This window comes from Exiguobacterium sp. FSL W8-0210 (genome assembly GCF_038006045.1).
Lineage (GTDB): Bacteria > Bacillota > Bacilli > Exiguobacteriales > Exiguobacteriaceae > Exiguobacterium_A.
Genome location: NZ_JBBOUK010000001.1, coordinates 53,250 through 68,501, shown reverse-complemented (window position 1 = coordinate 68,501; position 15,252 = coordinate 53,250). Strand labels below are relative to the sequence as shown.

The 15,252-nt window shown below is 48.5% G+C and carries 15 protein-coding genes; all 15 read right to left on the bottom strand.

All coding sequences use genetic code 11. The features are described 5' to 3' along the window. Positions 1-73: 73 nt before the first annotated feature. A complete protein-coding gene (locus MKY22_RS00375; protein ID WP_023466558.1) occupies positions 74-589 on the bottom strand; it encodes a S1 domain-containing RNA-binding protein in 516 nt (171 codons plus the stop codon). A gap of 83 nt (positions 590-672) precedes the next feature. Continuing rightward, positions 673-1,050 (bottom strand): FtsB family cell division protein, encoded by a 378-nt coding sequence (locus tag MKY22_RS00370; RefSeq protein WP_035413247.1) that lies wholly within the window; start codon positions 1,048-1,050, stop codon positions 673-675. 66 nt (positions 1,051-1,116) lie between these two features. After that, positions 1,117-1,389: an RNA-binding S4 domain-containing protein gene (locus MKY22_RS00365; RefSeq protein WP_023466556.1), complete on the bottom strand. Its 273-nt coding sequence runs from the start codon at positions 1,387-1,389 to the stop codon at positions 1,117-1,119. Then, entirely contained in the window at positions 1,386-2,816 is a 1,431-nt protein-coding gene (gene mazG / locus MKY22_RS00360; RefSeq protein WP_290779574.1) for a nucleoside triphosphate pyrophosphohydrolase, read from the bottom strand. Before mazG ends, MKY22_RS00365 begins: the two co-directional genes overlap by 4 nt. Then, positions 2,813-4,360 (bottom strand): putative polysaccharide biosynthesis protein, encoded by a 1,548-nt coding sequence (locus tag MKY22_RS00355; RefSeq protein WP_056062004.1) that lies wholly within the window; start codon positions 4,358-4,360, stop codon positions 2,813-2,815. Before MKY22_RS00355 ends, mazG begins: the two co-directional genes overlap by 4 nt. After that, positions 4,357-7,872: a transcription-repair coupling factor gene (gene mfd, locus MKY22_RS00350; RefSeq protein WP_341085812.1), complete on the bottom strand. Its 3,516-nt coding sequence runs from the start codon at positions 7,870-7,872 to the stop codon at positions 4,357-4,359. Before mfd ends, MKY22_RS00355 begins: the two co-directional genes overlap by 4 nt. A 56-nt stretch (positions 7,873-7,928) precedes the next feature. Further along, the gene (gene pth / locus MKY22_RS00345) at positions 7,929-8,486 is read right to left on the bottom strand and encodes an aminoacyl-tRNA hydrolase (protein WP_023466549.1); all 558 of its coding nucleotides are present in this window, start codon (positions 8,484-8,486) and stop codon (positions 7,929-7,931) included. An 88-nt stretch (positions 8,487-8,574) separates the two neighbouring features. Continuing rightward, positions 8,575-9,531: a ribose-phosphate diphosphokinase gene (locus tag MKY22_RS00340; protein ID WP_012368955.1), complete on the bottom strand. Its 957-nt coding sequence runs from the start codon at positions 9,529-9,531 to the stop codon at positions 8,575-8,577. 55 nt (positions 9,532-9,586) lie between these two features. Then, positions 9,587-10,936, bottom strand: coding sequence for a bifunctional UDP-N-acetylglucosamine diphosphorylase/glucosamine-1-phosphate N-acetyltransferase GlmU (glmU, locus tag MKY22_RS00335; protein WP_290779564.1), 1,350 nt, complete (start codon positions 10,934-10,936; stop codon positions 9,587-9,589). 167 nt (positions 10,937-11,103) lie between these two features. Beyond that, positions 11,104-11,415, bottom strand: coding sequence for a septation regulator SpoVG (spoVG, locus tag MKY22_RS00330; protein WP_290779562.1), 312 nt, complete (start codon positions 11,413-11,415; stop codon positions 11,104-11,106). A 158-nt stretch (positions 11,416-11,573) separates the two neighbouring features. Then, on the bottom strand, positions 11,574-12,413 hold the full coding sequence (gene purR / locus MKY22_RS00325) for a pur operon repressor (protein ID WP_023466544.1): 840 nt from the start codon (positions 12,411-12,413) through the stop codon (positions 11,574-11,576). A 69-nt stretch (positions 12,414-12,482) separates the two neighbouring features. After that, positions 12,483-13,343 (bottom strand): 4-(cytidine 5'-diphospho)-2-C-methyl-D-erythritol kinase, encoded by an 861-nt coding sequence (ispE, locus tag MKY22_RS00320; protein ID WP_023466542.1) that lies wholly within the window; start codon positions 13,341-13,343, stop codon positions 12,483-12,485. 95 nt (positions 13,344-13,438) lie between these two features. Beyond that, positions 13,439-13,678 (bottom strand): Veg family protein, encoded by a 240-nt coding sequence (locus MKY22_RS00315; protein ID WP_012368950.1) that lies wholly within the window; start codon positions 13,676-13,678, stop codon positions 13,439-13,441. 84 nt (positions 13,679-13,762) lie between these two features. Further along, a complete protein-coding gene (gene rsmA, locus MKY22_RS00310) occupies positions 13,763-14,641 on the bottom strand; it encodes a 16S rRNA (adenine(1518)-N(6)/adenine(1519)-N(6))-dimethyltransferase RsmA (protein WP_341085804.1) in 879 nt (292 codons plus the stop codon). Further along, positions 14,638-15,195, bottom strand: a complete 558-nt coding sequence (gene rnmV, locus MKY22_RS00305; protein WP_023466539.1) for a ribonuclease M5 — start codon at positions 15,193-15,195, stop codon at positions 14,638-14,640. Before rnmV ends, rsmA begins: the two co-directional genes overlap by 4 nt. Positions 15,196-15,252: the final 57 nt, after the last annotated feature.

Genomic DNA, 15,252 nt, shown 5'->3' with positions numbered 1-15,252 from the left:
AATTTCAAAAAAATAAAAGATGGAATGAACGGCGTCATTCCATCTCTATTCTTATAGAGAACAGGTCAGCAAGTTATTGACGTTTTGCGCCGCGTCCGCCACGTTTTGAATCCGTTTGACGTTTCAACGTAGCAAGACGATCTTCACTATCTTTCAGGAAACTAGACATCAGCGTATCGAACGATTGTTCTTTGCGCGGTGGTGGTGTACCACGGCCGCCTTTGTTGAAGCCTCCACGGTTACCGCCTCCACGTGGTCCTTTGTTATCGAACGAACGTGGTCCACGATCTTGTCCTGCTGGACGTGGTCCACGGTCGAACTGACGTGCAGGACGAGGACGTTCGCCTTCTGGACGATCGACGGCTTTTTTGATGGAAAGACCGATCTTACCATCGTTTTCAACACTTAAGACTTTGACGGTGATTTCTTGACCAACCGTCAACACATCATTGATGTCTTTAACGTAAGAATCTGCCACTTCACTGATGTGAACAAGACCAGTTTTCCCTGTTGGTAACTCAACGAACGCTCCGAAATTCGTGATGCCTGTTACTTTCCCTTGCACTTTGCTGCCTACTTCAATCGACATAAATTGTATTGCTCCTTTTTAGTTGATTCGTTTCTTATTATACGAGTGATTCATTCTTTTTTCAATCAATCGGCAACCTTCAATTAGTCTTCCGGTGAAAAGTAGAAGATCGTTTCCCCTTTTTTCGAATAGAGCAACTCGCTCCGAGCTAAGTTCGCTACATACTCTTTATCATTGAGACGATTGATTTCTTCCTTCAGACGGGCGGTCTCTTTTTTCGCTTTCGTCTGCTCTTGTTCAGCTACTTGAAATGACTGCTTTTGTTCTGCGATCAATTGCCGTTTTTCCATGTATGACCACCCCATGAGGGAAAAGATGAGCAAAAAGACGGTCAGACACAAGAAAAAGCGATTTTTGAGACGTCGACGGTTTTCAATAGCATTCTGACTCAATTGCTTCTTACGGTCATTGAGCGGCTTGATCTTTGGCGTTTGACGCCCTGATTCGAGCGGTGTTGGCATATCATCCCTCCTCTTTCTGAGTGGTCATCCCTGACACTCTTTAGTATACTTCCTTTTTCCGGTAAATTACATCGATTCTTCGGAATTCACCTTTTCTTCACGGATGATTTCATACATATCAGACGCTTCTTCTTTTTTCGCATGTTCTTTAATGCTTGAAATCGCAACTGTCACGATCTTATTTCCGAACCGAATCGTCATCTCATCACCTGCTGCTACCGTGCTACTTGCTTTCGCTACATTACCATTGATCGTAATCCGACCTTGATCGGCGACTTCTTTCGCAAGCGTCCGTCGTTTGATCAGACGCGATACTTTTAAAAATTTATCAAGTCTCATGACTGTTCCTCCTGCTTCGCTTGATGCCAGAGTGAATCTTGCTCTTCAAGCGTCATCTCAACGAGCGGTCGATCCGCTAGTTGTTCCATCCGTGTAAAACGGCGAATAAATTTATCATTCGTTCGTTGTAATCCTTCTTCTGCCGATAGACCGAGGTATTTTCCGACGAGTGTTATCGAGAACAGGACGTCTCCAAATTCTCCGAGTCGTTCTTCTGGGGCTGCTTCTTTCAATTCATGTAACTCTTCGATCACTTTTTCAAGTGCCCCCTCGACGTCACTCCATTCAAAACCGACTTTCGCCACTTTCTTTTGAATGTCTTCTGCGCGCATCAAAGCAGGTGCTCCTTTTGTCACACCATCAAGTAAAGAAGTCCGCTCCGGTTTTTCTTGTGCTTTGATGTCTTGCCAGTTCGACACAACGTCTGCTGAAGAATCAACAGTCGTTTCCCCGAAGACATGGGGATGGCGACGAATCATCTTATCGCTGACGCTTCCGATGACGTCTCGAATATCAAAATACCCTTCATCTAGACCAATTTGTGCGTGGAGCATAACCTGTAAGAGGACGTCTCCTAGTTCTTCTATCATTAAGTTATCGTCCTGAAGGTCGATTGCTTCCAGTAATTCGTAAGATTCTTCGATTAAATGTCGTTTTAAGGACTCATGCGTCTGCTCTTGATCCCACGGACAACCACCTTCACCGCGTAATCGCGCGATAATCTCTTTTAAAGTCGCGAAGTCACGATTCAACGTCTGCTCATCCGTAACCGGTGGTACATAGACCGTCGTTAAGTTACTGAGCGTCGTCACATGATCGAGTTCATATAACGGCACGCTTTGGACAGTTTGTTTGCTTGTACCCGCTGCCGTGACCAAAGTGACAAGATGTTCGTCCGGATAACGTTCCATCAGCTGAACCTTTAAGTCACCGGCGACGAGCGCATCATAGACTTGTCCAATCAACAAATGTTGACGAATCTGTGCTTCATCGACAGCAAATGCCGTTGCATCAAGTAACTGGAATCCTTCAATCGGATCCACGCCAAGTGCAGCGAACATCGGATCAAGAAAACTTTGTCCCCCTACGACATCGACATTGTCTGTCCGTTGCAACAACTGTTGCACAGTACTCTCAGCGACTAATGGATGTCCTGGAACGGCATAGATGATATTTGTCGTTTCAGAAAGACGAAGCAATTCCTCGACGATTTCTGTATATACGTCTTCAAACCGACTATGTCGTTCATAAACTGAGTCAAATGATGTAAAGTTCATTCCCTCTGCTGCAAGTTCTGAAACGACTGGATGATCCACTGTCCGCAAATAGACAGGTTGTGTCGTGTTTTTTAATAATCGATAGATGCCAAACGGCAATTGTTCGAGTTCGCCGACGCCAAGGCCGACGATCGTAATTCGGTGTGTCATATGCTCCTCCTACGTTGGTACATCTGATATAACTTATCTCCTAAAGGCAATAACGCCCACTCTTGTTCTGATAAGGCACGAAAGCGTAACGCCATACTGCCATAAATGATGGCACCACCGACGACAAGAACGCCGACTTCGAGTGCCGCACCGATTCGTGTCTCAAGCTCAAACAGCTGGAAAAACGTCTCGATCAGATACAGAAACACACCCATGGTAAGCACAGGTAAGACCAGTCTTCGATAAAAAACAGTTCCCGCAGATACACGACCGAACTTCCGGTTCAATAAAATCCATTGTGCTGCCGCCATGACGGCAAAACCGCCAAATGTCGCCATACCCGCCCCGATCATACCATATCGGGGAATGAAATAGAGGTTCAGAGTAAGCTTCGCCCCTAATCCGATAAGAACACCAACAAGCGCATACTTCTCGGCATCAACCGACTGGAGACAAGAGACGATCATCATCGCGATCGATGCGGCAAATGCCGTCGCTGCGAGCCAAATCAATCCCGCTGTTCCTTGATCATTTTGATATAACGCAATATTGAGCGGACGCATCACACCCATTAGCCCGATCGTCGCTGCAGCGGCAATCAATAAACCGGAACGGAGTAATGTCTCGAGTTGTTGACGCATCATCTGTGGATCGTGTTTCCGGTATGCGGTCGACAAGGCTGGCACACTCGCAAGGCTCATCGACGTCGCAAACAGAATCGCAAATTGCAGTAACGGATACCCACGGTCGAGTATTCCTTTTTCGATTTTTGTTTCCGTCGTATTGCCAAGTAGATTGACGAACGTTAATCCATCAATCAATTGCATCAGCAACAAGGCAAGTGACGCGATACTAACTGCTACACCGCTTGTCACCAGCACTTTTCCGACACGTCTTATATGAATACTCGAAAATACCGGACGACCGATTTTCCCTTTCGCAAAGCGTAACAGGACGAATAACGAAACGATGCTGCCGCCAATCGCCGTTAAATGAGCGCTCGCACCAATCCAGTAGGGGTCCGCCTGCATCGAGACACCGATATACGTCACAAGCAACAATAGTCCGACACGGACGGCATTTTCAGAGACTTGGGATACAGCCGTCGGTCGCATCTCAAGATCTGCTTGGAACATTCCTCGTAGAACAGCAATCACGGGTAGTAAATAAAACGTACATGTTACCGCACGCAGGGGCACAACCAGTTTTGCATCCCCGAACCACCCAGCGAGCGTCGGGGCGATCCACCATCCGAGCAGACCGAAAAAGACGGTCATGGCAAGTAAGACATAAAAAATCGACCAGAGAACTTCTCGTTTCTCATCCGGGTGGTGAAGCGTCAACTTCGCCACGATGACAGGCAGCGCATAAATGCCGAGCGCTGCCGCAATCGCAAATAATGGATAGACGGTCTGATAGACGTACAATCCGAAATCACCAGCGAGGTTCTGATACGGAATCCGGTAAAAGAAGCTGAGCAATTTTGAGATATAACTAGAGATCGCAAGCAGTGCTGCGCCTTGCGCAATCGTTCGTCTATTCATCGCCCGACGAGCCGGCGATCAAGTTCCGCCAATAATTGTTCTGCCTGCATCGTCATCTGTTGCGTCGACTGTTTGTTGCGGTTGAGGGTTAAGACGAGTTTCTCCTCTTGTTGTCCCATTCCAAGACCACGTCCCAGTGGAACAGTCCATTTAACGAAGTCCGCCACATCGAGTTGTTGTGTCGATTGGAGCGATAAGACGATCTCAATTTTCGGATCGGTTTGTTTAACACGCTCGACACGCGCCCGTTCAGCGAAAATGCGCATTCGCGTCAACTGGATCAAACGCGCGACCTCATCCGGAAACTCACCGAATCGTTCAAGCATTTCCGTTTCGAGTTGTTCGAGACTATCGACGGTATCAACATATTTCAAACGTTTGTAGAACTCGATTTTCAGCTCGGAGTCTGTCATGTAGTGCGATGGAATATAGGCATCAAGGCTGAATGTGAACTCAGGAACGAATTTCTGGATGCGTTTTTTACCTTTCATCCGTTCTTTCCGCTCCTCGACTGCTTCTGCAAGCATCTGCGAATAGAGATCGAAACCAACAGAATCGATGAATCCAGATTGTTGCGAACCGAGTAAGTTCCCGGCACCGCGAATCGACAGGTCACGCATTGCGATTTTAAAACCGCTACCGAGCTCCGTGAACTCCTTGATCGCCTGCAGACGACTTTCTGCCACTTCCGTCAATCGTTTTTGCGGACGGTACGTAAAGTACGAGTAGGCGACGCGACTTGAACGACCGACACGACCACGTAATTGATAAAGCTGTGATAAGCCCATTTGATCGGCGTCATGAACGATCAACGTATTGACGTTCGGGATATCAATCCCCGTCTCAATGATCGTCGTACTGACAAGGACGTCGGCATCTCCTTCGAAGAAGGCGATTAGCTGACTTTCGAGTTCGGTTTCCGTCATTCGACCGTGAGCCGTGACAATTCGTGCTTCCGGTACGAGGGCGCGAATCTCTTCTGCCTTTCGCTCGATGCCCTCGACACGGTTGTAGAGGAAGAATGCTTGTCCACCACGTCCGAGTTCCCGTTCGAGTGCTTCCCGCATGACGATTCCGTCGTATTCCATGACGTATGTCTGGACCGGATAACGGTTTTCCGGTGGTGTCTCAAGGACCGAGAGATCACGGATTCCGATCATCGACATGTGCAATGTCCGCGGAATCGGTGTCGCTGTCAACGTCAAGACATCGACGTTTGTCTTCAACTGTTTCAGACGTTCTTTGTGTTTAACACCGAATCGTTGCTCTTCATCAATGATCAACAATCCGATATCAGCGAATTGGACGTCTTTCGACAGCACACGGTGTGTCCCAACGACGACATCGATCGTTCCTTCTTTTAACCCTTGTTTCGTCGCCTTTAATTCTGCTGGCGAACGGAACCGGCTCATGACCGACACTCGAATCGGCCATTCACTGAATCGCTCAAGCATCGTTTCGTAGTGTTGTTGCGCAAGGACGGTCGTCGGTACGAGTAACGCGACTTGTTTTCCAGACATGACCGCTTTGAACGCCGCTCGAATCGCAACTTCCGTTTTCCCATACCCGACGTCGCCACATAATAGACGATCCATCGGACGCGGACGTTCCATATCCTTCTTGATCTCGGCAATCGATCGCAATTGATCGACCGTTTCCTCATACGGGAACGAAGCCTCGAACGCTTGCATGTTATCGTCGTCCTCTGGGAACGCAAAACCGACGGCAGCTTCACGAGCCGCATAGAGCTTGATCAATTCATCAGCGATATCCTCGACCGATTTCTGGACCTTCGCTTTGACCTTTTTCCATTCCGTCCCGCCGAGTTTATAAATCTTCGGCTCTTTTCCTTCAGCGCCGACATACTTTTGAATCAAGTCGATCTGATCGACAGGAACATACAACGAGTCCTCTCCCGCGTAAACGAGATGGAGATAATCCTGATGATTACCGGCTACATCAATCGTCTTGATGCCGTGGTATCGTCCAATCCCATGATGAATATGAACGACGTAATCGCCTGTCTTCAATTCTTGGTAGCTCTTGATCCGTTCAGCGTTCGTCAGCTTCGTCGTTTGCTTCCGGCGACGCGCTGGTTGCTTGAAGACTTCTTCTTCCGTGATGACGACGAGACGCGCATTCGTCATCTCGAATCCACCATGAATTCCCCCAATCAGGATCGCTGGTTGACCACGAGTGATGCCTTCTTTCGTTACGATCGAGGCTTCGACCCCATAATCGGATAACGTCTGACGCATCCGCTCGGCACGTTCTCGGTTACTCGCTAAGAAAACCATCCACATGTCAGCGCGACGATATCGCTCGACTTCTTGCTTCAGGCGTTCCATCTGACCATGGAACGGTGCAATCGGTTTGATGCTGAAATGGATTGCCGCACTTTCCGGTACCCCACTCCGGCGGGTCGGTAGGAGCGAGAGATACAACAATGGTTGTCCTTCAAAGACATGTGCCATCGGAACGGACAGGACGTAATCACTGACGCTTTGTCCGCGTTCAATGAGAGACGCCATCCATTCTGCTTCCTCTGCATCCTGGACTTCCGCCGCTTCTTCGACCCGTGCGACTTCATCGACGATCAAGACGCTTCCCGTCACGTCTTGACGTAACGTCGACGTGTAGAGGATCGGTGCATACTTCGCGAACTGTTTCGGACAATCGCCATTTTCTAACAACTCGACGTCATAGGCGATTCCCTCTTCAAGTGCCGCGAGGACTTCCGTACTTTGGACGCGCTCTTTCGTCGCCTCATAAAGACGACGGACTTTTTCACCCGCGTCCTTCAACTGATCCTTCGTCGCGAAGTGTTCCGCCGCTGGCATCAAACATGCTTCTGCGACGACACCGAGCGAACGTTGTGTCTCCGCATCGAATGTATAGATCGAGTCGACTTCCTCGTCGAATAGATCGAGCCGGTATGGGCGTTCGACCGTAAGCGGATAAATATCGATGATACTTCCGCGAACAGCAAACTCACCAGGCGTCGTCACGGTCGCTGTCCGTTCGTACCCCGCATCGACTAAATCTTGAACGAAGTCCGGAATCGATAAGATGTCGCCCGGCTTCACTTGTTTGACGTGTGACAGGAACGTCTGTGCATCCGGAACATATCGACGTAAACCGACGAGCGGAATGATCAAAATTCCGTCGTCCGTCGTCAGTAAACGATGACGGGTCTCAATCCGCGTCGCCCGCAGTTCTGGACTTGCGCCATAAGAAAGTTCTGCTGCTAACGTCTCATCGACCGGATAGAGCATGACGTCTTCTTCCGGTACGAGTTCAATCAAATCATCGTACAGTTTTTGTGCTTGGAACATATTATGTGTCACGAGTACGAATCGACGTTTCGTCTCCTGATAAATCCCGGCTACGAACAATGCTTTCCCACTGTTCATCAGACCGGTGATCAACTGAGCGTTGACACCGTCCCGGAAACGTTCCCGAACCGTCTTGATTTCAGGAATCGCTAGTAAGAGTTCTTGTAATTGTTTCATCTTCTTCCTCCTAAAACACGACAGCAAAAACGCTTTGGAACCCCAAAGCGTTGCGTTCAGTTATACCGATTCATTAAAGCGAGAAACGGTGTGTCTATGAAGTCCGTCGCTACATCGACAGACGCATTGAGTACATGTTGCAGACTTCCTTGCTCCGCCTTCGAAAAATTCATTAACACCCAGTCAATGACTTGGATGGGTGCCGGTGGTCGACCGACGCCGAGCTTAAGGCGCTTGATTTCCTGCGTACCGAGGTGCTGGATCAACGACTTGACGCCGTTATGACCGCCTGCACTGCCTTTTGAACGCAACCGTAGTTTCTCAAGCGGCAAGTCCAGATCGTCATAGATGACGAGCACATCTTCGACCGCGATTTTATAGAAATCAAGTAACGGTCGCACCGCTTCACCTGATAAGTTCATATACGTCAATGGCTTGACGAGCACGACACGTTCTCCGTTTATCATTCCCGTTCCGAAGAGGGCTTTAAACTTCGATTCTGAAAGCTTGATCCCGTGCTTCTCCGCTAAGGCATCAATCGCAAGAAAACCGATGTTGTGGCGCGTATTCGCATACTTCGCACCAGGATTCCCTAATCCGACGATACATTTCATATCGATTCCTCATTTCTATTAAAAAAAGTAAACGAACAAGGGTCCGATTTCAATAAACCGGACCACGTCGTTCGTATGCATCAAGCAATCAGCTGAAGAGCGGGCTGATTGATTTCTGTTCGTGTACACGGATGATTGCTTCTGCAAGCAAACGTGCCACAGAGATTTGTTTGATTTTGCTTGCACATTCGCGTTGTGTCAAGTCGATCGTATTCAAGACGACGAGTTCTTCGATCGCTGAGTTCTCGATCCGTTCCATTGCTGGACCCGAAAGAACAGGGTGTGTACAACATGCATAGACTTGTTTCGCTCCGTTTTCGATCAAAGCGTTCGCTGCAAGTGTGATCGTACCCGCTGTATCGATGATGTCATCGATGATGATGGCAATCTTGCCATCGACTTGACCGACGATATTCATGACTTCTGCGACGTTCGGTTTCGGACGGCGTTTGTCGATGATCGCGATCGGTGCTTTTAATTGTTCTGCTAATTTACGTGCCCGTGTGACACCGCCATGGTCTGGAGAAACGATGACGAGTTCGTTTGGATCGATGTTCTTTTTCTCGAAGTATGAAGCGAGAAGCGGTACACCCATCAATTGATCTACTGGAATATCGAAGAACCCTTGGATTTGTGCTGCATGGAGATCCATCGTCACGACGCGTGTCGCCCCTGCTACTTCAAGCAAGTTCGCAACGAGTTTCGCCGTGATTGGCTCACGTGAACGTGCTTTGCGGTCTTGACGCGCATAACCGTAATATGGAATGACGACGTTGATTGTCCGTGCAGACGCCCGTTTCAGTGCATCGATCATGATGAGAAGTTCCATCAGGTTTTCGTTGACTGGTTGGCTTGTCGATTGAATGATGTAAATATCATCCCCTCGGACACTTTCTTCGATGTTCATCGAAATTTCGCCATCACTGAAGTGTTTGACTGAACTTTCGCTGACCGGGATTCCGATGACTTTAGCGATTTCCTCTGCCAGTGGTTTGTTCGAGTTGAGTGCGAAAATACGAATTTCATGTTCTAAGACAGTAGACATGTGTAGGTGGCCTCCATTTGTTTGGGTTTAGACGAGTAGAGCGACAAGTAATGAATTAACGATAATCGGGTTTCGTCGTTTGACGTTCCCGTGCGATCGCGAGACCGTTTTCCGGCACATCATCCGTGACGGTTGATCCGGCAGCAACAAGGGCATTCTTGCCGACCGTGACCGGTGCGATCAAGTTGACGTTACAGCCGATGAAGGCATCGTCCTCAATGATCGTCTGGAATTTATTTTTTCCATCGTAGTTGACCGTGATCGATCCACAACCGAGGTTGACGTTCTCTCCGATCGTCGCATCTCCGACATAGCTCAGGTGTGCTGATTTGCTACCTTCGCCAAATGTTGATTTTTTGATCTCAACGAAGTTTCCGACGCGTGTGTTCGCACCGAGAACCGCTTGCTGACGTAAATGCGCGAATGGACCGACTTGTGCCGCAGGACCAACCTTGCTATCCGTGACGACGGATTGACGAACAGTGGCGCCATCTGCCACTTCACTATTGCGGATATCCGAGTTCGGACCAATCGTACATTCTGAACCAATGACCGTGTGACCGAGTAATTGTGTTCCCGGATAAAGAACAGTATCTGAACCAATCGTGACGTCCGGTCCGATATACGTCGAAGACGGGTCAACGAACGTGACACCTTGACGCATCCAGTACTCGTTCGTCCGCTTACGCATCGATGTTTCCGCTTGCGCAAGTGCGACGCGATCGTTGACACCGATTGTCTCTTCGAACGTAGGTGCCGCATACGCTGCGATCGTTTCGCCTGCTGCTTTAGCAATCTCAATCACGTCTGGTAAGTAATACTCACCTTGCGCGTTATCGTTCTTGACCTGCTTCAGCGTTGCGAACAACATCTCGTTATCAAATACATACGTACCGGTATTGATTTCCCGAAGTGCAAGTTCTTCTGCATTCGCATCCTTGTGCTCGACGATTTTCGAGACGTTTCCATCTTCGCCACGCACGATTCGTCCGTAACCTGTCGGATCGTCAGCGAGTGCCGTCAAGACAGTCACTTTTGCGTTCGTATCCGTATGATGTTGTAACAATGAAGACAGTGTCTCGCTCGTCAAGAGTGGTGTATCGCCACAGACGACGAGTGTTGCTCCCTGTTCGTTCCCGAGTACGGGTTCTGCCATTTGAACAGCATGACCTGTGCCAAGCTGCTCACTTTGAAGTGCGTATTCCACCGATGTGCCAAGCACTTCTTTGACGGATTCCGCACCGTGACCGACGATGACGACCTGTCGCTTGACGCCGAGCGTCGCTAATTGATCGACGACGTGCTGTACCATAGGTTTCCCAGCGACTGGGTGAAGTACTTTGTAAAGCTTCGATTTCATCCGAGTTCCTTTACCCGCTGCTAGAATTACCGCGAAATGATTCATCCTTGTCGCTCCTCCACGTAAATTAGTGTTGATTTCGTTCTGAAATAGTACACTCGTTCCAACTATAACGAAAATGGCATCGTTATTCAATGATGGGACGAAGCGGAATCGAGGAAAAAACGAGAAAAAAGACAGGTTTTCCCAAGAAGAGAAAACCTGTCTTTTTCTTATGCTTGATTTGTCGTTTGGGCAGAAGAGACTTCGTAACCGAGACCTTCTTCTTGATCCTCACGTGCCGCATAGGCTTCGAGTACTGAATCTTCGACCTTTTTTCGCATTAATGCATTGATTGGATGAGCGACATCCCGGAAGATACCTTCTTGCGTTCGTTTGCTTGGCATGGCGACGAAGAGACCACTGTTCCCTTCGATCACACGCAAATCATGTACCACGAATTCATGGTCGAGCGTAATAGAGGCAAGTGCTTTCATTCGACCCTCTGCCACGACGCGACGAATTTTAACGTCCGTAACGTTCATTTTGTCCGCACCCCTTTAACCGTTGTCACAACTCTTCGTTGTCTACTTCTACTTACGGCTTAAAACAAACAAAGGTTTAGTCTTTCCCAATCTTTTTACGCATAATTTCCAAAAGTTTGATAATTACAGTATAGTTACAATCCATGCGGCTGTCAATTTCAGGTAGTCTCTGCTTCCGAGAAATAGTGATCGACGTTTCCACGCTTGACTTGAATTTGACCAAGATCGACGTCGACGTCCGCTAATTTCATTAAGCTGACGTATTCGTTAACCATCTTCTTCTCGGCACCCTCTGCCTCGATCAAGACACCCACACCTGCGACCTTTGCTTCGAACTCGCTCAAGAGACTCATCATTCCGCGAATCGTTCCGCCGGCTTTCATGAAGTCATCGATCAATAAGACGTTCGCCCCACGTGGTAAACTCCGGCGCGCAAGTGCCATCGTCCGAATCGCTTTTGAAGAACCTGAGACATAGTTGATACTGACCGTTGAACCTTCTGTCACGCGACTATCCGAACGCACGATAACGAACGGCACACCAAGTTGCTCAGCGACCGCATAAGCAAGTGGAATCCCTTTCGTCGCGATTGTCATGACGACATCGACTTTCTTTTGGCTAAAGACAGATGCAAACACTTGCCCCATTTGTTTGACCATCTTCGGATCCCCGAGTAAGTCCGTCAAATAAAGGTATCCCCCTGGCAACAGTCGATCTGGACGTGCGACACGTTCACATAGATCGTCGATGAACGGTAACGCCTTCTTACTGCTCCACGTCGGGATGAACATGACGCCACCCGCAGCACCTGGTACCGTGACGAGACGACCCGTTCCCTCATGCTCTAACATCTCGCTGACGATATCTAAATCTTCACTGATCGACGATTTCGCCGATTTATAACGTTCTGCAAAAATCGTCAATGAGACGAGATGATGGGGATGGTCAAGCAAGTACCGCGTCATGTCGACCAATCGACCACTTCTCCGAATTTTCATTTGTTTTGTTCCACCTCTCCGTAATTCCGAATATTCAATAGTGAATATATCATTTTCATACGGATATTATCAATGGTTTTCGCCTAAAAGACGAACGACGTAGACTTCGTTACAAAAGCCGCGTAATCCATTATAGAGACGTTGTGCCCGATTCTCGTGTTCCGTCAATGCAAAGACCGTCGGACCACTTCCGCTCATCAAGACGCCTTCTGCGCCACAACTCGCCATGAATTCCTTGATTTGCTCGACTTCCGGGTGCATCGGCAACGTGACCGATTCGAGAACATTCCCAAGTGACTGGCAAATACCTTGGAAATCTTGCGCCTTCACCGCATCGATCATCGCTTCGACGTTCGGACGTTTTGCCGTGTTCAAGTCAAGGGCACCATAGACGTCAGCCGTCGATACACCGATCGTCGGTTTGGCAAGAACGACCCAACACGGGGGTGGTGAGACAAGTTTTTCTAGCTTCTCTCCGCGACCCGTTGCGATCGCTGTTCCTCCCATGACACAAAACGGTACGTCAGAACCAACCGCCGCGCCGACTTCCGCCAACTCTTCCAGCGTCAAACCGAGTTGCCATAACTCGTTCAAACCACGTAATGTCGCTGCTGCGTCACTAGAACCACCTGCAAGTCCCGCTGCGACCGGGATGTGTTTCTCTAAGAAGATTTCGACCCCTGTCTTGACGTCGTATTTTTCTTTTAAGATTGCTGCTGCTTTATACGCAAGATTACGTTCGTCGTTCGGAACGTAAGCGTGCTGGGCATTCATTCGAATTTCTCCTGACGGCAGCTCCGTCAATTCTAGACGGTCTGCCAAATCGACTGTCGTCATCACCATATGTACATCGTGATAGCCGTCCGGGCGCTTTGCCGTCGCATCCAGGACTAGGTTGATCTTGGCCGGAGCCTTTACAATAATCGTCATCGTGCCGTTCCTCCTCTAGTTCGTTTCCTGTAGGAATTGTATCAACCTTTCCACAAAAAAAGAAGCGAACATTTTGTCCGCTTCGGAAGGTAAGTTTACGAATTCGCAAATTCGATTTGTACGGAGTCTGTTAGCACGTCGGCGTAGCTATAAGAAACTCGCTCGACATTGTGGCGCTCTGCGTCTAGCTTGACTACAAACACCGAAGGATACGTCTCAACGAGCGTTCCGATTCGGGTTACGACCTTTTTACGACCGCCGCTTGCTTTTAGCGTCAGTCTTTCACCAACATGTGTTTCGAAAACATGTCTGATTTCGTTCAACGTCTTTGGCATACGCTTCACCTCACTAATATTTATTATAGCATATTAAATAAATATTAGAAAGGGGAAATATTATATCTGTTCTAATCGTATCCGTCAACGTTTTTTAATTGGCAAAAGTGCATCCGCTAACTGTGCGAATTCCTGCAGGCTGAGCGTTTCTCCGCGACGACGTGGTTCGATTCCAGCTTCCAACAATGCCGCTTCGACCGCCGCCTTTTCCGTCTTCCCGAAGTGTGTCGTCAAGTTGTTCAAAATCGTTTTCCGGCGTTGTGCAAAACTTGCTCGGACGATTTCGAAGAATAATGCCTCATCCTGTGTCTGTACCGCCGGCTCTTTTCGAATGTTCAAACGGATGACTGCTGAATCGATATTTGGTGCCGGAATGAAGACTTGTTTTGGAACCGTGAAGCAGACTTCAGCTTCCGCATAATACTGAATCGCGATCGATAGAGAACCGTATGCTTTCGTGCCCGGTTTTGCACCGATTCGTTCAGCGACTTCCTTTTGAATCATCATGACGAGCGTCCGAAACGGTGCTTTCGCTTCGAGAATCCGCATGATGATCGGTGTCGTGACGTAATACGGGAGGTTCGCGACGACGGCAATATCAGTGATGCCTTCTTGCGTGAACTCTTCTGCGACGATCGTCGAAAGATCAAGTTCAAGAGCATCGCCGTGAATGACCTTCGTATGAGGATACGGTGAAAGTGTATCGTCAAGAATCGGTAGCAACCGCTGATCGATTTCAAGAGCGACGACTTTTTTCGCCTGTTTCGCCGATTGTTCCGTCAATGAGCCGATTCCTGGTCCGATCTCGAGTACGCCGCTTTCAGGCGTTAATCCAGCTGCCCCGACGATGTTTCCTAATACGTTTAAATCGATTAAAAAGTTTTGTCCCAACGATTTTTTAAACGAAAAGCCATGTTTCGCTAAAATTTCTTTAGTCCGGTGCAATGTAGCAATGTCTTTCAAACTTCTTCCTCCTCTAATTGTTTCAATGCCGCTTCCCATTCCGCCCGCGTGATTCGGATCGATGCGACGCGTTTGACGAGTTGTTTTGCATTCGGTTCACCAATCGCAAGAATCTGACCGAGACGACGACGACGGATTGAGGCTGCTGGTCCACCAATCAAATCGGCTGCTAGAATCATCTCACGTGTCACTTCGGCAACCGGTGCTTCTTCCGTCTCATAGACAGCAGCGAGCGCCTCTTCGATTGCGGCAGGTGAGGCATGCTCCACACCAATTTTCCCTCGCTTATCTTTTGCTTGGGCACGAGGAAGATAGGCGTGTTTACAGCCTGGTACGCGTTCATTGATTCGGGCACGGATACGATCTCCTGGAAAATCAGGGTCCGTGAAGATGATGACACCGCGTCGTTCCAGTGCCTTCTCGATGCGTTGCATCGTTTGTTCATTAACGGCTGAACCGTTCGTTTCAATTGTATCGACATCAAAGACTTCTTGTAATCGTGTCGTATCATCCCGTCCTTCGACGACTATGACTTCTTTTAAGCGTTTCCGCATGATCTCTCCACCTTCTTCAAACACTCTCGTAATTGTACCTGTTTCCACGAAAAAAAC